General features: G+C 49.6%; 14 protein-coding genes, 1 tRNA gene and 1 riboswitch. Of the genes, 6 read left to right on the top strand and 9 right to left on the bottom strand.

Annotated elements, in window-relative coordinates; genetic code table 11:
* Positions 1 to 6: 6 nt before the first annotated feature.
* The 3 genes from oppB to LF929_RS10035 all read right to left on the bottom strand — a co-directional run bounded on the left by oppB (position 7) and on the right by LF929_RS10035 (position 4,482).
* Positions 7 to 927 (bottom strand): oligopeptide ABC transporter permease OppB, encoded by a 921-nt coding sequence (gene oppB, locus LF929_RS10045; RefSeq protein WP_012884812.1) that lies wholly within the window; start codon positions 925 to 927, stop codon positions 7 to 9.
* A 100-nt stretch (positions 928 to 1,027) separates the two neighbouring features.
* Positions 1,028 to 2,671, bottom strand: a complete 1,644-nt coding sequence (oppA, locus tag LF929_RS10040; RefSeq protein WP_226092560.1) for an oligopeptide ABC transporter substrate-binding protein OppA — start codon at positions 2,669 to 2,671, stop codon at positions 1,028 to 1,030.
* 1,166 nt (positions 2,672 to 3,837) lie between these two features.
* Positions 3,838 to 4,482, bottom strand: coding sequence for a YchE family NAAT transporter (locus tag LF929_RS10035; RefSeq protein ID WP_016941300.1), 645 nt, complete (start codon positions 4,480 to 4,482; stop codon positions 3,838 to 3,840).
* A gap of 556 nt (positions 4,483 to 5,038) precedes the next feature.
* Here LF929_RS10035 and adhE point away from each other — a divergent pair.
* Complete coding sequence (adhE, locus tag LF929_RS10030; RefSeq protein ID WP_038908036.1) at positions 5,039 to 7,732, top strand: bifunctional acetaldehyde-CoA/alcohol dehydrogenase; 2,694 nt, start codon at positions 5,039 to 5,041, stop codon at positions 7,730 to 7,732.
* A 526-nt stretch (positions 7,733 to 8,258) separates the two neighbouring features.
* On the opposite strand, the gene LF929_RS10025 is transcribed toward adhE, so the two are convergent.
* Entirely contained in the window at positions 8,259 to 8,858 is a 600-nt protein-coding gene (locus LF929_RS10025; protein WP_016941297.1) for a thymidine kinase, read from the bottom strand.
* 455 nt (positions 8,859 to 9,313) lie between these two features.
* On the opposite strand from LF929_RS10025, the gene hns reads away from it, so the two are divergent.
* On the top strand, positions 9,314 to 9,721 hold the full coding sequence (gene hns / locus LF929_RS10020) for a histone-like nucleoid-structuring protein H-NS (protein ID WP_029456333.1): 408 nt from the start codon (positions 9,314 to 9,316) through the stop codon (positions 9,719 to 9,721).
* A 314-nt stretch (positions 9,722 to 10,035) separates the two neighbouring features.
* Here hns and galU read toward each other — a convergent pair whose 3' ends face one another.
* The 3 genes from galU to rssA all read right to left on the bottom strand — a co-directional run bounded on the left by galU (position 10,036) and on the right by rssA (position 13,129).
* Complete coding sequence (gene galU, locus LF929_RS10015) at positions 10,036 to 10,947, bottom strand: UTP--glucose-1-phosphate uridylyltransferase GalU (protein ID WP_038904427.1); 912 nt, start codon at positions 10,945 to 10,947, stop codon at positions 10,036 to 10,038.
* Positions 10,948 to 11,149: 202 nt separating this feature from the next.
* The gene (gene rssB / locus LF929_RS10010) at positions 11,150 to 12,166 is read right to left on the bottom strand and encodes a two-component system response regulator RssB (RefSeq protein WP_038904428.1); all 1,017 of its coding nucleotides are present in this window, start codon (positions 12,164 to 12,166) and stop codon (positions 11,150 to 11,152) included.
* Positions 12,167 to 12,226: 60 nt separating this feature from the next.
* Positions 12,227 to 13,129, bottom strand: a complete 903-nt coding sequence (gene rssA, locus LF929_RS10005) for a patatin-like phospholipase RssA (protein WP_038908039.1) — start codon at positions 13,127 to 13,129, stop codon at positions 12,227 to 12,229.
* 237 nt (positions 13,130 to 13,366) lie between these two features.
* On the opposite strand from rssA, the gene LF929_RS10000 reads away from it, so the two are divergent.
* From LF929_RS10000 to LF929_RS09990, 3 genes are all read left to right on the top strand, one after another.
* Positions 13,367 to 13,834, top strand: coding sequence for a YchJ family protein (locus LF929_RS10000; RefSeq protein WP_038908040.1), 468 nt, complete (start codon positions 13,367 to 13,369; stop codon positions 13,832 to 13,834).
* Between the two features lie 77 nt (positions 13,835 to 13,911).
* Positions 13,912 to 14,763, top strand: a complete 852-nt coding sequence (gene purU, locus LF929_RS09995) for a formyltetrahydrofolate deformylase (protein WP_038904431.1) — start codon at positions 13,912 to 13,914, stop codon at positions 14,761 to 14,763.
* A gap of 165 nt (positions 14,764 to 14,928) precedes the next feature.
* Positions 14,929 to 15,013, top strand: a tRNA-Tyr gene (locus tag LF929_RS09990).
* Between the two features lie 196 nt (positions 15,014 to 15,209).
* On the opposite strand, the gene LF929_RS09985 is transcribed toward LF929_RS09990, so the two are convergent.
* On the bottom strand, positions 15,210 to 15,830 hold the full coding sequence (locus LF929_RS09985) for a trimeric intracellular cation channel family protein (RefSeq protein ID WP_016941290.1): 621 nt from the start codon (positions 15,828 to 15,830) through the stop codon (positions 15,210 to 15,212).
* 21 nt (positions 15,831 to 15,851) lie between these two features.
* Positions 15,852 to 15,946, bottom strand: a riboswitch (glycine riboswitch).
* A gap of 242 nt (positions 15,947 to 16,188) precedes the next feature.
* On the opposite strand from LF929_RS09985, the gene xthA reads away from it, so the two are divergent.
* Positions 16,189 to 16,995, top strand: a complete 807-nt coding sequence (xthA, locus tag LF929_RS09980) for an exodeoxyribonuclease III (protein ID WP_038908041.1) — start codon at positions 16,189 to 16,191, stop codon at positions 16,993 to 16,995.
* A gap of 36 nt (positions 16,996 to 17,031) precedes the next feature.
* Here xthA and LF929_RS09975 read toward each other — a convergent pair whose 3' ends face one another.
* Positions 17,032 to 17,310, bottom strand: coding sequence for a DUF1496 domain-containing protein (locus LF929_RS09975; RefSeq protein ID WP_050570735.1), 279 nt, complete (start codon positions 17,308 to 17,310; stop codon positions 17,032 to 17,034).
* Positions 17,311 to 17,384: the final 74 nt, after the last annotated feature.

The following is a 17,384-nucleotide window of genomic DNA, read 5'->3' as shown; positions in this document are numbered from 1 at the left end:
TTTACCTTAGTAACGGATCTTCGGATCGATGACCGCATACAGCACATCGATGACCGCATTAAACAGAATGGTCAGCGCACCCACTAAAATAGTCAGGCTCAGCACCAGCGAATAGTCACGGTTAAGCGCACCGTTAACAAATAACTGACCAATACCAGGTAAACCAAAGATGGTTTCAATCACCATAGAGCCAGTGATAATCCCTACGAAGGCCGGCCCCATATAGGACAACACTGGCAACAACGCAGGCTTGAGTGCATGACGCAAAATGATCCGACGCAACGGCAGCCCTTTGGCACGCGCAGTACGGATAAAGTTTGAATGCAGCACTTCAATCATGGAGCCACGGGTAATACGCGCAATGCTGGCGATATACGATAACGAGAGCGCGACCATCGGCAGAATAATGTATTTTGGCGCTCCACCGTTCCAACCGCCCCCTGGCAACCAGTGCAGGGTTATCGCGAATATCAACACCAACAGCGGTGCCACAACAAAACTAGGGATCACCACGCCGGTCATGGCAAACCCCATGACGGTATAATCCCATTTACTGTTCTGATTCAACGCGGCAATCACACCGGAGGTCACCCCCAGCACGACCGCCAGCAGAAAAGCAGCAATCCCCAACTTGGCCGATACAGGGAAAGCCTGGGCAACCAAATCGTTGACTGAATAATCTTTGTATTTGAAAGAGGGACCAAAGTCACCTTTCAACAACTGTACCAGATAATTGCCATACTGTTTGATCATCGGATCATTCAGATGGTATTTGGCTTCGATGTTCGCCATCACTTCAGGGGGAAGATTACGCTCTCCCGTGAACGGACTTCCCGGGGCCAGCCTCATCATGAAAAACGAGATCGTGATCAGGATGAACAGCGTCGGGATTGCTTCCAGGCAACGACGGAAAATAAATTTTAACATTGACCTTACCTATAAAACCGGTCTGAAATTTTCGCTTCTATTTATCACACTTTATTAAACCGAATAAGGGCTGTGTGCCAGACACACAGCCCTGTCATCATTAATGCTTGATAATATAAAGGTTTTTAACGTTCAGGTTATCCAGTGGATCTTTACCTGTAATGCCACCCACATACGGTTTAACCAAACGGGTGTTGGCATAGTAATACACCGGAACCACGACAGCGTCTTTTTCCAGCAGCATCTCAGCCTGCTTGTAAACGTCCGCACGCGCTTCTTCTGTGGTGGCAGCCAATGCTTTTGCCATCAACTTGTCGAAATCCGCGCTCTTATAATGTGCGGTGTTGCTGCTGCTGTTGGAGATCATGGTATTCAGGAACGTGGTCGGTTCGTTGTAATCCGCACACCAGCCAGCACGAGCGACATCGAATGTGCCCTGATGACGGCTGTCCAGGAATGTTTTCCACTCCTGGTTTTCCAGTTTCGCGTCCACACCGATGTTGCTTTTCCAGATAGAGGACGCGGCGATCGCCAGTTTTTTATGCAGATCAGAGGTGTTGTACAGCAGGTTAAAGGTCAACGGTTTTTCCGGCGTGAAACCGGCTTCAGCCAGCAGTTTCTTCGCTTCGGCGTTACGTTTCTCACGCGACCAGCTCACCCACTCTGGCGGAGTCAGTTTGCCATCCAGACCATCAATGTACGGCGGGGTGAAACCAAACGCCGGGGTATCACCCTGCGCTTTCACCTTGTTAACCAGAATGTCTTGATCCAGACCCAGCACTAACGCCTGGCGTACACGCGCATCGTTAAACGGTGCCTTCTGGTTGTTGATCTCGTAGTAATAGGTGCACAGATACGGATCCGCCTTCACTTCGTTGGGGATCTCTTTCTTTAACTTTTGGAACAACTCGATAGGCAGGTTGTTATAGGTCATGTCGATTTCACCGCTGCGGTAACGGTTAACATCCGTCACCTCAGAAGAAATCGGCAGATAGGTCACTTTGTTGATGATAGTATGGGCGTTATCCCAGTAATTCGGGTTACGCTCCAGAACGATTTTCTCGTTGACAACCCACTCTTTCAGCGTATAAGCACCGTTGCCGACCCAGTTAGCTGGCTGAGTCCACTTTTCGCCATATTTTTCAACAACTTTCTGATTCACTGGGAAGGTGGAGGGGTGAACCAACAGCTTATAGAAGTACGGAACCGGCTCACTCAGCGTGACTTCCAGCGTGTGATCGTCAATGGCTTTCACGCCCAGCGTATCAGGCGATTTTTTGCCTGCTACCACATCATCGATATTCACGATATGACCAAACTGCAGGTAACTGGCATAAGGAGAAGCTGTTTTCGGATCGGTAACACGACGCCAGCTATAAACGAAATCCTGAGCAGTAACCGGATCACCATTGGACCATTTAGCGTCTTTACGCAAGTGGAAGGTCCATACTTTGAAATCTTTGTTATCCCAACTTTCTGCAACACCTGGTGCCGGGTGGCCATCTGGAGAGGTAACCAGCAGCCCTTCCAGCAGATCACGCGCAACGTTAGATTCCGGTACGCCTTCCATTTTATGCGGGTCGAGGGAAGCAACTTCAGCACCGTTATTACGCACCAGCTCCTGCTTTTCAGCCAGTTGCACACCAGCAGGCACCGTAACAGCCCAGGCAGAAACGCCTGCGGAAGCCGTGATCGCAGCGAAAATGCTCACTGCCAGTCTTTTTTTAATAGTGTTGTTTACCATTATTTACCTTGCTCCTGTTCTACTGTTATCACCCAATCAGGCATATAACGTTTTTTACGTATTACGCGGACAGACAATACCGTCGCCAGAGGAACGACTCTGGCAACATGGCCGCTTAATCACATCAAAATTGTTTTATCCACGTCGCACGACTCGATACGCTTAATGCCGCAACAACGTGTTGGAAAAATCAACAGAGATAAAAACAGCACATATCAGCAACCCAAAAACTGCCGCTGTCCCTTCCCAGGACCGGCAGTCTGTCACCATTTCCACTCTTCCCTGATGGTACGCCCTTCCCAAATTCCACAAAAAATCGTCGGGGATAACGTTCTAATAAAATTAACTTATCCGTAACGGCTTGGGAAAATAGCGTGATGCCGAACGTATCAGAAGAATCCGTCTTCGCCAATAGATTTTGCAGGCTGTTACTTAAATTTCTTTTCAATCCCGGAAAGTCACAAAAAAACCAGTATGTGTAAATGGACACAAAAGCACCCGAGCATGGCATCAACTATGGCAAAAGCGCCGCCGACAGCAGATTGTCCAATAAGTGGTAGACATGGAAGAATTAACCATAGTCAAGGACAAAAAATGCACGATAAAACACTTCCACCGCCATCAATGACTTTCCGACACCAGCGCCTCTACATGTGAATAAATTAACAGTGAAATCTCATGTGCATTGCAATAAAACATCTGCTGTGTTTTACGCCATATGCATTAGCTTATCTAAGGCATTCACATGGCATAAAAATAAGTTATGCCACCTCGTGTGATAAATAATAGTAGGGAATGTGCCTTTTTCTGCTGATGATGACCGGGAAATGACATAAGAAAAAAGTAGTAATAAAAATAAGGCAAGTCAGATGAACGGAATGTACTCAATCGAGGGCTGGGTGTGTTGTAAGATCGGAGTGGATTGGTAGATGAGGCAGGTAGCACATTAACTTGTCGTTGCTCTCCCACGTTAGCCCGCCGACACTTTAGCGCCGACGACATAGCCATAGCGCCAACGACATAGCCATGCCGCCGGAGCCAAATTGAGCAAAGTCCCGCTCTCAGGCAGATTCACCAGCGGCCCAGCAGCAGAGTATAAATGCATAAATAAAGGCAACACGGCTCAGACATCACATATCGACACCTACGCCAGGGCACACTCGTTATCAGGACAATCCTGGAAATAACGCGCGAATGCCTGTCACGATAAATTCAATACCGAGCGACATCAGCAACAGCCCCATAATACGTGTCACGACGTTGATGCCGGTTTGTCCCAGCAACCTGACTAACGCGGGTGCAGCCCGAAACAACAACCAGCAACAAAATGCAAAAACGGCAATCGCCAACGACAGCCCTAATAAATTCTGCCAACCGTGATAGCGGGAACTCCAGACAATGGTGGAGCTAATGGCACCCGGCCCTGCCATCAATGGTAATGCCAGCGGCACCACGCCAATACTTTCCCGATTGGCGGTTTCTGTCTTCTCCTGTTTATTCTGTTTGTCCTCACCCAGTTTGCCGCTGATCATCGACATCGCGATGGTGGTAATCAGAATACCGCCTGCAATGCGGAATGAATCAATCGAGATGCCAAACAGTCGCAGGATAGCATCACCAAAAAATAGCGCGACCCAAAGGATAATCACCACAGAGACATTGGCTGTCAGGTTGGTTCTCGCCCGCCCTTCCCCTGCCTGGTAGTTGGTCATACTAATGAAGATAGGCAGAATACCTACCGGGTTTATCAACGCAAACAGCCCAATAAAAAACTTGATGTAACCAGAGAAATCCAGGACAGGCTGAATCACTTTTCACCTCTGAAGATTATTGTCAACGCCAGGCGTCTTTGGCGATCGACGGCACACACCGTGACATCGCCTACAGTAATGTAAAGTACAGCGTGCCTCCACTCTTTCATCTGACGATTATTCTCTGTCACCACGCCAATTTTCGATACAAATTCCCCCAGAAAAGCACATGGAATGGTCATTTATTTTTAACAAATTCCGGATATAGATGATATTGATTCTCAATAACACCATGCTGAATGGTGTCAGCATGGCAATTTAGCGAGTGAGATCACAAAAAACCGACTAGCAACGGGGTATTCTGACTTCAGAGAAAAAAACAGCACCTGAAGCAGCGAACATTGCCCTTATATCGGCAGCCGTTTTAGGAATAGCATTGAGAAACCATGGTTTCTGCCAGTAAAAAGGTAATGACGCGCATCAGAAGATTAATCGAGCGCTTTGAGTCAATGGATAATCGTAAGAGCCAAATTATCAGGTACCTCAACCATTATCTATACTGCTTATTTATCGATGGACCATTGACTGAAAGAGCTTAACATTACAGGAGAGCATTATGGCCGTAACAAACGTTGCTGAACTTAACGCTTTGGTCGAACGCGTCAAAAAAGCGCAACATGAGTTCGCAAACTTCTCGCAAGAGCAGGTTGATAAAATCTTCCGTGCAGCAGCACTGGCTGCCGCAGATGCGCGTATTCCGCTGGCAAAAATGGCGGTTGCAGAATCAGGCATGGGGATCATCGAAGATAAAGTCATCAAGAACCACTTTGCTTCCGAATACATCTATAACGCTTACAAAGACGAGCAGACCTGTGGTGTACTGTCCGTCGACGACACATTCGGTACCATCACGATTGCCGAACCTATCGGTATTATCTGCGGTATCGTCCCGACCACCAACCCGACGTCTACCGCTATCTTCAAGGCACTGATCAGCCTGAAAACACGTAACGGTATTATTTTCTCTCCTCACCCACGTGCTAAAAACGCAACCAACAAAGCAGCCGATATCGTGCTGCAGGCAGCGATTGCCGCTGGCGCCCCGAAAGACATCATCGGCTGGATTGACGAACCCTCAGTCGAACTGTCCAACCAGCTGATGCACCACCCGGATATCAACCTGATCCTGGCAACCGGCGGCCCGGGCATGGTGAAAGCCGCTTATAGCTCCGGTAAACCGGCTATTGGTGTAGGCGCAGGCAACACCCCTGTCGTAATTGACGAAACCGCTGACATCAAGCGTGCCGTTGCATCGATTCTGATGTCAAAAACCTTTGATAATGGCGTAATTTGTGCGTCCGAACAGTCAGTTATCGTCGTTGATAAGATCTATGACGCGGTACGTGAACGTTTCTCTACGCACGGCGGTTACCTGCTTAAAGGTAAAGAGTTGCAGGCAGTGCAGGCGATTATTTTGAAAAACGGCGCGCTCAATGCCGCTATCGTCGGCCAGCCCGCCATCAAGATCGCCGAAATGGCCGGTATTACAGTCCCAGCCAGTACGAAGGTATTGATCGGTGAAGTCACCCATGCTGACGAGTCTGAACCGTTTGCACACGAAAAACTCTCCCCGACACTGGCTATGTACCGGGCGAAAGATTTTGAAGAGGCCGTAGAGAAAGCGGAAAAACTGGTTGCGATGGGCGGGATCGGCCATACCTCATGTCTGTATACCGATCAGGATAATCAGCCGCAGCGCGTGAACCATTTTGGCGACAAGATGAAAACTGCCCGCATTCTGATCAATACCCCAGCGTCTCAGGGTGGGATCGGTGATCTGTACAACTTTAAGCTGGCACCATCGTTGACTCTGGGTTGTGGCTCATGGGGCGGTAACTCTATCTCCGAAAACGTCGGACCGAAGCACCTGATCAACCGTAAAACCGTTGCTAAGCGAGCTGAAAACATGCTGTGGCATAAACTTCCTAAATCTATCTATTTCCGTCGCGGTTCACTGCCGATCGCGCTGGAAGAAGTGGCGACTGATGGTGCCAAACGCGCCTTTATCGTAACCGACCGTTTCCTGTTTAATAACGGCTATGTAGACCAGATTACCTCAGTACTGAAACAGCAAGGTCTGGATACCGATGTTTTCTTCGAGGTGGAAGCGGATCCGACACTCAGCATCGTTCGCAAAGGTGCTGAACAGATGAACGCGTTTAAACCTGACGTCATCATCGCACTGGGTGGCGGTTCGCCGATGGATGCCGCCAAGATCATGTGGGTCATGTACGAACATCCGGATACCCATTTCGAAGAACTGGCGCTGCGTTTCATGGATATTCGCAAACGTATCTACAAGTTCCCGAAAATGGGTGTGAAAGCAAAACTGATTGCCGTCACGACCACCTCAGGGACAGGTTCTGAAGTCACACCGTTTGCCGTAGTAACCGATGATACCACCGGTCAGAAATACCCGCTGGCAGACTACGCGTTGACACCGGATATGGCGATTGTCGATGCGAATCTGGTGATGAACATGCCGAAATCGCTGTGTGCTTTCGGCGGTCTGGATGCCGTCACCCACTCGCTGGAAGCCTACGTTTCAGTACTGGCAAACGAATACTCCGACGGACAGGCGTTGCAGGCACTGAAACTGCTGAAAGACAACCTGCCAGCCAGCTACCACGAAGGTGCCAAAAACCCGGTAGCACGTGAACGCGTCCACAACGCGGCCACCATTGCCGGTATCGCTTTTGCCAACGCCTTCCTGGGTGTCTGCCACTCAATGGCACACAAATTGGGGTCTGAATTTCATATCCCGCACGGCCTGGCTAACGCCTTACTGATCAGCAACGTGATTCGTTACAACGCTAACGATAACCCGACCAAACAGACGGCATTCAGTCAGTACGACCGTCCGCAGGCTCGCCGTCGTTATGCCGAAGTCGCCGATCATTTAGGCTTGAGTGCCGTCGGTGACCGTACCGCTCAGAAAATTGAAAAACTGCTGGCCTGGCTGGAAAGCATGAAGAAAGAACTGGGGATCCCAGCGTCTATTCGTGAAGCGGGCGTGCAGGAAGCCGATTTCCTGGCCAAAGTGGACAAGCTTTCTGAAGATGCCTTTGACGATCAGTGCACCGGCGCTAACCCTCGTTATCCGCTGATTGCCGAACTCAAACAAATCCTGCTGGATTCGTTTTATGGCCGCCCGTTTGTCGAGCATGCCGTGACGGACACTAAAGCCGCCGCGGTCACCGCCAGCGCACCAGCCAAAGCGGAAAAGAAAGAGAAGAAAGCCGTTAACTAATAGCCGTTAACCCACAACGACTATCAAGCCCTGTGCATGTCGCACAGGGCTTTTTTTATCCAGTCATTTTTTATCCAGTAATAGTAGGCCGCCCTCTTCCTAACCGTCGCTGGCTGGGGCTCCTATAGGCTTGTATAACGCTATGTATCTGTAAGTCTCAACCAGCTATAAGAAGACGAGAATCGAGGCCATAAACGCATGTTATAAGCCTGAAATGCAGGATGCTGAAGGGGGAGTCAGGGTGAACAAAAGAAAAGCGTGACGAGCCTGCCAGCAACGATTCCTCTTGCGGGGCAAAACCACCCCATTTTAGGCAACACCACACGCACGTCTTTTAGAATAACCGTCATGACATGGGAAATCTTACTGCTGGCGTTTGGCAACCTGATGCACGGGTTCCATACACACAAAGTAACGAATATTTAATTTTTATTAGCAATATTTACCGGGGCTATAACCGGATCGATGTGCCACGCTCCGGCTATTAATAAGGCAGGCTAAATACTTAACCTATTATTGATATGGATTATTCCGCCTCGGCCCGCGTCAGCCCCAGTGCGATTTTATAATGCTTACGGCATACCGATACATAACTTTCATTTCCACCAATCACAACCTGAGCGCCCTCAATGACAGGCTTGCCATGTGAGTCTACTCGCAATACGTGATTCGCCTTACGCCCACAATGGCAGACGGTTTTAAGTTCAACCAGTTTGTCAGCCCAAGCCAATAAATAATGACTGCCACTAAACAATTCCCCACGGAAATCGGTGCGTAGACCATAGCAAAGAACCGGAATGTCTAATTGATCGACAACATCACACAACGCATTCACTTGCTCACGCGTCAAAAACTGACTTTCATCAATTAGCACACAGTGAATAGTTTGCTGACGATGGGCCTGTTCAAGAGCCTGGAATAAATCTGTCTGCTCGTTAAACAATAACGCGGGTGAAGAGAGGCCGATACGAGAACTGACGATGCCGCTCCGGCCGGAACGATCATCTATTTCAGCCGTAAACACCAGCGTGCGCATTCCCCGCTCCTGATAGTTATATGAAGACTGCAACAGTGCGGTAGATTTCCCTGCATTCATCGCGGAATAATAAAAATAAAGCTGCGCCATGGCTCCTCGTTCAACGGCATTCACCGGTCAGTAATCGTTAAAATTTATTGTAACATAGGTATTGATGCTGACGAGGGTTTAGTCATACCGTCGGCGTTGTCAGTACCACAATCATTCTGTGGTTTAGTAATATTGACTGCGCCATCATGGGCCACAAGAAACTATCGCTACACTTGTGCATGGCTATTTCCGCTACACTTGTGCATGGCTATTTCCGCTACACTTGTGCATGGCTATTTCCGCTACACTTGTGCATGGCTATTTCCGCTACAGAGCACGCTAACAGAATGTATTAGCTGGTTTGTTAGAAATTTATATTGCTCGTCTGATACGTGATTTTCGATTTAAATTTGCTAAATTTTAACAACCTGACAATTTTGCCTATTGCAGAAAATAAAACAGCACTCTATTATCTCTGTACTGTCACCGATAATATTTATTTTGAGATTAATCCAATGAGCGAAGCACTTAAGATTCTAAACAACATCCGCACTCTGCGTGCCCAGGCAAGAGAATGCAGCCTCGAAACACTGGAAGAAATGCTGGAAAAGCTGGAAGTCGTGGTTAACGAACGTCGTGAAGAAGAAAACCAGGCTCAGGCTGAAATTGAAGAACGCACACGCAAATTACAGCAGTATCGTGAAATGCTTATTGCTGATGGCATTGATCCTAACGAATTACTGCAATCTCTGGGTGCAAGCAAAGTAGCGGGTAAAGCTAAACGTGCTGCACGTCCGGCTAAATATCAATACACTGACGAAAACGGCGAACTGAAAACCTGGACCGGCCAGGGCCGTACGCCTGCAGTTATCAAGAAAGCCATCGAAGAACAGGGCAAATCCCTGGATGACTTCCTGCTGTAATTCTTAGTTTAAGAATAAATAAAAACACCCCATTAACGGGGTGTTTTTTTATGTCTGATTAACGCAACCAAACGCTCGCCCAACTGATACTCTCGCCATACTTCGCAACGACAGGCCTGCAGGCTTTTTACTCACCTCGCCTTTACACCTTTACTCGCTCTATAAATAAGCCTGTCTTTCTGGCGGTGCACTAACAAATGCGCTCCCCCAGTTTTAGACACCATCAGCCGTTTAACCATGTAAACGACTGAGGATATGTGGTGTTGCGTGTTGCGTGTTGCGTGTGACGTTACGGCTAGAGGGAAAGAGGAGGATTAATTAGCGTCTTCTTCTATCGCTTCTTTCAGCCACTGGGTAAAATCCTCACCCAATGCGTCATGACGAATACCGTATTCTACAAATGCAGTCATGTATCCCAGTTTATTGCCGCAATCGTGACTTACTCCTTTCAGGTGATAAGCCTCAACGGTTTCTTTTTCCATCAGCATGGCAATAGCATCTGTCAGCTGAATTTCATTACCCGCACCGGGCTCTGTTTTCTTCAACAGATCCCAGATCTGAGCAGACAACACATAACGGCCAACCACAGCCAAATTAGACGGCGCTTCTGACGCTTTTGGTTTTTCAACAACCCCAACCATAGGTGCACTGTCGCCCGGCTTTAATTCGACGCCTTTGCAATCCACCACACCGTAGCTGCTGACGTTTTCCACTGGCTCTACCATAATCTGGCTATGACCCGTGCTATAAAAACGTTGCAACATTTCACTGAGGTTATCTTTCTTCAGATCAGATTCATATTCATCGATGATGACGTCCGGCAAAATAACCGCTACCGGTTCATCACCCACTAAAGGATGTGCACACAGCACCGCGTGTCCTAATCCTTTCGCCAGCCCCTGACGAACCTGCATAATAGTGACATGCTCTGGACAAATAGCTTGAACTTCTTTCAGCAACTGACGCTTAACGCGTTTTTCCAGCATAGCTTCCAGTTCAAAGCTGGTATCAAAATGGTTTTCTATTGAATTCTTGGAGGAATGTGTAACCAAAATTATTTCATTGATACCGGCAGCAATACATTCATTAACTACATACTGGATTAACGGCTTATCGACCAGCGGCAACATTTCTTTGGGAATAGCCTTAGTCGCAGGCAACATACGTGTTCCCAACCCGGCCACTGGAATGACCGCTTTTTTTACTTTTTTATTAACAGTTGACATAAACAGCCTCGTATATATCGTTCAAATAATGAGCTTTATTTGTCCGGCGCATAAAACCGCGAAAGTATATCAGGTTCAATGCGTGATGCTCGTCCAATCTGGATGTGTGATGAGAAAAATCATAGGCCACATAGTAGGGGATAAAGAATAATTACGATAGATACTCAGAGTCTGAAGTGCGGGGAGACTCGCCGCTATCGGATTAGTCTGTAGACAACATCAGACGCAGACGACCGCCACTCCCCCACATCTGACACTGCCATGCTTCACACGGGTAACTCATCTGATTGAGATAAGCACCCTCTAATGTGCCTAACGGTACGCCGTTATTCAGCCCGATATTATGATCTTCAACACTTAACGTGGCATGCAGACCAGCAGAAATCAGAATTAGCCGTTTCAATTCGCGATGGTAATACCCCACCAGCAAAGGAAACTGTCCTTGCAGATTCGCCTGACGCAATAGTTGGTTGACCTGATTAAGCAAGACCGATAATTCAGGTAAGCGGCGCTGCTGATGAGCCAAATGCTCCTGCAAGAGACTATTGAATAACGCACGCAACAGTAATGCCGCCAATACGCCGTGATTATTCGCAGCCTGCGTCACATCGAGACAGTAAAACGCCAGCTCATCCTCAGATAACGCCGCGATATCAAGCACCAATCCTGGTCGGTCTACCGCCATCAATTGCCGATAATTGATACGACAGCGAGCCAACGTCTGCTGGACCGGTGGCTGCAATTGCTCCAGAAGTTTCAATGCAGCACCCGGAGACTGGTTTAATGTATCCAAATCACGCATCAGTTGTTCCACTTCATTCGCCTGTGAAGTAAACATTGTCGGATATAGACATGCCATAACCGACTCTCGCAAACGCGTGTAATCATGCAGGGGTTTGAGCAGAACATCCTGTACGCCAAGACGTAATATTCTGGCGACATCTGCCAGATGGCTGGTGGCGGACACCACCAGTACCGGCGTTGTAGTATCGTGCAGGCGCAAGCGTTCGACGAATTCAAAACCACCCATCATGGGCATATTGAGATCGCAAATAATCAGATCGGGTGGCTGAACAGCCATTTTTTCCAGCGCTTCTTTGCCGTTACCCGCCTCGTGCACATCAGCGCCCAAGGATGTCAGATAACCAGCCAGCACAGAACGGAAAACAGCCTCATCCTCAACCACTAAAATGTGTTTTCCCGTCAATGGTTGTGCCATCCGCGACCCCTTGAAACGCTTATTATCATTCGTTGCCGAATCCTAAATCGAAAAACTTCCTTAGATGACCCGGTTGACCAGTGGTAACAATAACTCCCGCTGTTTTTCTACCGCCGCCCTGCCAGACTCAATAGCCTCTCCCGCCCGATGAAAATCCAGCGTAGCAATTTGCGGACAATAAGGCTGAATCAATACATCAGGGGGATCACCCGCCATACGGTTCATTTTCAGGCGATTCTCCAATATCTGTATAGAGGTACTCATTATCTCCATCGCGGTAGGCGTCACCTCCGTCTGTTGACGAAAGCGATGAGATAAACGATAACGAATGCGCTCACGCCAACTACGCGGAGTCGTCATTTCTTGCGCTGGAGCCATTTTACCGGACAACAGATTATGTTGCTGCAAGCTGGCATCGTGTTGCAAATCCACCGCAATCACCACATCCGCTCCCATCGCCCGCGTCAATGAGACCGGCACGGGATTCACCACAGCACCATCCACCAGCCAATACCCATTCAGTTGCACAGGTGCCAATAACCCCGGCATGCTGCAGGAGGCACGAATAGCTAAGTGCAAATCGCCTTGTGTGAGCCATAGTTCCCTCCCTGTACTCAGGTTAGTCGCTACAGCACCATATTTGATAGCACACTCTTCAATATGTTGCGTAAGTAGCAAATGCTTTACGTGGTTGAAAACACGATCGCCCCGCAATAATCCACCACGACGCCAGGAAAAATCCATCAATCGGATGACATCCCAGTAGCGAAAACCGTTCACCCAATGCGCCATGCTATCCAGTCGATGTGTGGCATAGGCCGCACCAACCAGTGCGCCCACCGAACATCCGGCAACGACATCAGGAAAAATCCCCAACTCCTCCAGTGCATTCAGCACGCCGATATGCGCCCATCCCTTGGCAGCACCAGAACCCAATGCCAGACCTATTTTTACCTTCCGCATGGTGTTCCTCCTATGTCTTATTCTAGGCGGTGTCACACAATCGTGTGTGACAGTTCTCGTGCGTGACAGTTGCTGATGGTCATTCCGCTACGAGTGCCGACTGGTTGCGATATCGTCGTGACGTCCCTGCAAGACCAGATGATTGCGGCCGACAAACCGTATTAGGTAACATACCCCACGTCTTATCGATGGTGTCTTAATTAATTAACGTTATTGCAGAATTTTGCAGGAGATATTGTGTCCGAATATTGCCCATGCGGTAGTGCCCAGCCGTATGAACGCTGTTGTCAGCCTTACCTGCTTCATGACAGTCAGGCGCCGCGTCCTGAGTTGCTGATGCGTTCACGCTATACCGCTTACGTCAAACAAGACGTTGACTATCTGGTCGCCACCTGGCATCCAGACTGTCACGCGGAAAACTGGCGAACCGATATTGCCGCCAGTTGTGCTGATACCCATTGGCTCGGTCTACGGATACTGGATGTTACCCCGGGAAAAACAGCAGACGAAGGGTATGTTGAGTTCGCTGCCAGCTATAGCACAACCGGCCATCCAGACTCCCGGGTATTGATGAGAGAGCGTTCTCGCTTCCTTCGCTGTCACGATCGCTGGTACTATGTCGACGGCGTTCACTTGCAAACCGGCAGGAACGATAGCTGTCCGTGCGGCTCCGGCAAAAAATACAAAAAGTGCTGCGGACAATGACACCTTGATTACGGCGGTGATTCCGGCATCGCGTAACAGCAATACTTGATTTATGTTTTGGACAGGATCCCAACTCCATGCAATCCCAGAATATCCAACGAAAAATTTTACGGACAATCTGCCCTGATGCAAAAGGGCTTATCGCCAAGATCACCAACATCTGTTACAAGCACGAACTGAATATTGTGCAGAATTCGGAATTCGTTGATCACCGTACTGGTCGTTTCTTCATGCGTACGGAATTGGAAGGCATTTTCAATGACACTACGCTGCTGGCCGATATGGACAGCGCCTTACCGGAAGGTTCCGTGCGCGAACTGAGCAGCGCCGGGCGTCGCCGTGTCGTCATTCTGGTGACCAAAGAAGCGCATTGCCTTGGCGATCTGCTAATGAAAAGCACCTACGGCGGTCTCGATGTTGAAATCGCTGCCGTGATCGGTAACCACGACACGCTGCGCACTCTGGTAGAACGCTTCGATATTCCGTTCCATCTGGTCAGCCATGACGGCCTGACACGCGAAGAGCACGACCTGAAAATGGTCGCGCAGATAGACCAATACAAACCGGACTACGTGGTACTGGCGAAGTATATGCGAGTCTTAACCCCCGCATTTGTCCAGAACTACCCTAACCGGGTTATTAACATTCATCACTCGTTCCTGCCAGCCTTCATCGGTGCACGCCCGTATCATCAGGCTTACGAGCGAGGCGTGAAAATCATCGGTGCAACCGCGCATTACGTGAATGACAATCTGGATGAAGGCCCCATCATCATGCAGGACGTGATTAATGTTGACCACACCTACACTGCCGACGACATGATGCGTGCCGGCCGCGACGTAGAGAAAAACGTCCTGAGCCGGGCGCTCTATCATGTTCTGGCCCAGCGCGTGTTCGTCTACGGCAACCGCACTATTATCCTGCGGTAGTTAGCTATCCTGCGTTGATTAGCACTTCGCCGCCCTTTGCCTACAATTGCATCGGGCGGCATAAAAAAACGGCAAACGAACTTGTTTTTGTTTTTTCAGCCTTTACAGAGGCGCGGCATTTGATATGATGCGCCCCGCTCGACACGAAAGAGCAATCAGGCCAGTGGTGGGGTTCCCGAGCGGCCAAAGGGAGCAGACTGTAAATCTGCCGTCACAGACTTCGAAGGTTCGAATCCTTCCCCCACCACCATCTCTACCGCGTTTATCGCGACCCACTGAAATCCATCACGTTGTTATTCCCCGATACACTCACTCGTACAAAAACCAATAAATCGCCAGATAACGACATGTCGTGGCAAGACCGATGCGGCCTGTAGGCATTATCGCATCCGTGATGTCCTACAGCGATGTGATCGTCAGTGTCACCTTGTCCGGTGGAAGAACCATTATTCTTTCCAGCGTTCTGGCATATAACTGAATACTGGCAACTGCCAGGACCAGAAAATGGCCGCCAGACGGAGCGCCAGCCCGATAGAAAAAGAGATAAGCTGATTGATGTCGTGGTTTATGCCGATTTCACGCAAGCTCAGGTACACCAGTGCCACCAGCAGTGACACGCAAGCGTAAAGCTCCTTACGCAACACCATCGGCGTACGGTTGCAAAAAATATCCCGCAAGATGCCGCCAAAGATACCGGTGGTGATGCCAGCCATTACCACTACGGTGGGTGAATAACCCAGTTCGATAGCCACATTGCAACCGATGATGGTAAATGCCACCAACCCCATGGCATCCAGCACTAAAAACAGCCGATGCAAGTGATGCATCACACGTGATGCCAGCACGGCCAGAAGACCTGCACCGATAGTGAGATAGATATAGGCAGGGTGTTGCGTCCAGGCGATGGGATAATTGCCTAGCATGATATCGCGCACCGTACCGCCACCCAACGCGGTAATAAAGGCGATCATCGAAACACCAAAAATATCCATGTTACGACGGCCAGCGGCCAGCGCACCGGACATCCCTTCAGCAGTAATGGCGATCAGATAGATATAGGTCAGCACACATGTACCATTGTGAAATGTGCCCCTCCCTCTGTCCTTTTACCTGAGAGTTTACGCGGTGATACCGCTTGCCCCTTCGGTGGGTTGTCTGGCAACCGCTCTCCAGTTGGCGTCATTGAAATGTGCAGTAAGGTGGCCTGAGCGATTATGGGAGTTTGCGCCTTCGGCGGGAAGGCGTGTCGTGGTATGTCGTGCCTTCCGCTCTCCTGCAAGGCGCGGAGTATACGGGCTATTGTGAACCGGTTCAACCAGCCATCACCGATAGTTATGACTGTTGACACGATCGTATCGCCGCCGTGACTCCTCTGCCGCCTTTCTGCTAACATCAGAGCACGTTTTTTTAACAACGGCAGCGAACATGAAGTTTGTTTCTTTCAATATCAATGGGCTGCGAGCCCGTCCCCATCAACTGGCCGCAATCATCGAACAACACCAGCCTGACGTAATCGGCTTGCAGGAAACCAAAGTCCATGACGACATGTTTCCACTTGACGATGTAAAACAGTTCGGTTACCACGTTTTCTATCATGGACAGAAAGGCCATTACGGTGTTGCGCTGCTGACCAAAGCTGAACCCCTGGCGGTTCGGCGCGGTTTTCCCACCGACGACGATGACGCCCAGCGCCGTATCATTATGGCGGATCTGGCAACGCCGCTCGGCACACTGACGGTGGTGAATGGCTACTTCCCACAGGGCGAAAGCCGCGACCACCCGGTCAAGTTTCCTGCCAAAACCCGTTTTTACCAGGATTTGCAGCACTATCTTGAGCAGCACCATCAGGCGGACCAGCCGGTGCTTATCATGGGTGACATGAACATCAGCCCGACCGATCTGGATATCGGTATTGGGGACGATAACCGTAAACGCTGGCTGCGCACCGGGAAGTGCTCATTCCTGCCAGAAGAGCGTGAATGGATGGAACGGCTGAAAAGCTGGGGGCTGGTCGATACATTCCGGGCTGCCAATCCCGAATGTCAAGATAAGTTTTCGTGGTTTGACTACCGCTCATCAGGGTTTGATGATAACCGTGGACTGCGTATCGATCTGATCATGGCGACCTCACCGCTGGCCAGCCGCTGCGCCGCCACGGGTATTGATTACGCCATTCGGGCAATGGAGAAACCCTCTGACCATGCACCGGTATGGGCGGAATTCACTCTCTGAAAGAACAACGGGGCTACATCGCCCCGTTATCGCTGTTTATTGCTGATCTTTGAGGATCCGCCACACCAGATTATTGGTGCCCAGGTTGCCTTTATCGCGCTGGCATTGCAGTAACACCCCTTCCGCCCTGACGACCGAGCCTTCAGAGTAGCTTCTGTTTTGATAAATACAGCAACTCATGCAATTAACCTGAGTTTCTCGCTGAACATTGCCACCGGCATTACCACCGTTACCCCACACGACCTGTGGCGGCACAGGCACCACCACGTCTGTGTTGGTCGTCCCCTGAGCATTGGCAACGCCCTGCGTATTAATCGCACCCTGCGTGCCGGATACCGTGCCCTGGGTTGCGACGTTGTTTCCCGGCAAAATGACGGGATGTCCCTGCG

The organism is Dickeya oryzae, assembly GCF_020406815.2.
GTDB lineage: Bacteria > Pseudomonadota > Gammaproteobacteria > Enterobacterales > Enterobacteriaceae > Dickeya > Dickeya oryzae.
The sequence above is the reverse complement of the archived record's forward strand: the minus strand, read 5'-3'. Positions and strand labels throughout refer to the sequence as shown.

What these genes read in the sequence shown, in the direction of transcription:
- LF929_RS10025 (WP_016941297.1), bottom strand. Translation starts at nt 8,858, where the DNA reads ATGGCGCAGCTTTATTTTTATTATTCCGCGATGAATGCAGGGAAATCT.
- rssA (WP_038908039.1), bottom strand. Translation starts at nt 13,129, where the DNA reads ATGCGGAAGGTAAAAATAGGTCTGGCATTGGGTTCTGGTGCTGCCAAG.
- purU (WP_038904431.1), top strand. Translation starts at nt 13,912, where the DNA reads ATGCAATCCCAGAATATCCAACGAAAAATTTTACGGACAATCTGCCCT.
- rssB (WP_038904428.1), bottom strand. Translation starts at nt 12,166, where the DNA reads ATGGCACAACCATTGACGGGAAAACACATTTTAGTGGTTGAGGATGAG.
- oppB (WP_012884812.1), bottom strand. Translation starts at nt 927, where the DNA reads ATGTTAAAATTTATTTTCCGTCGTTGCCTGGAAGCAATCCCGACGCTG.
- galU (WP_038904427.1), bottom strand. Translation starts at nt 10,947, where the DNA reads ATGTCAACTGTTAATAAAAAAGTAAAAAAAGCGGTCATTCCAGTGGCC.
- xthA (WP_038908041.1), top strand. Translation starts at nt 16,189, where the DNA reads ATGAAGTTTGTTTCTTTCAATATCAATGGGCTGCGAGCCCGTCCCCAT.
- hns (WP_029456333.1), top strand. Translation starts at nt 9,314, where the DNA reads ATGAGCGAAGCACTTAAGATTCTAAACAACATCCGCACTCTGCGTGCC.
- adhE (WP_038908036.1), top strand. Translation starts at nt 5,039, where the DNA reads ATGGCCGTAACAAACGTTGCTGAACTTAACGCTTTGGTCGAACGCGTC.
- oppA (WP_226092560.1), bottom strand. Translation starts at nt 2,671, where the DNA reads ATGGTAAACAACACTATTAAAAAAAGACTGGCAGTGAGCATTTTCGCT.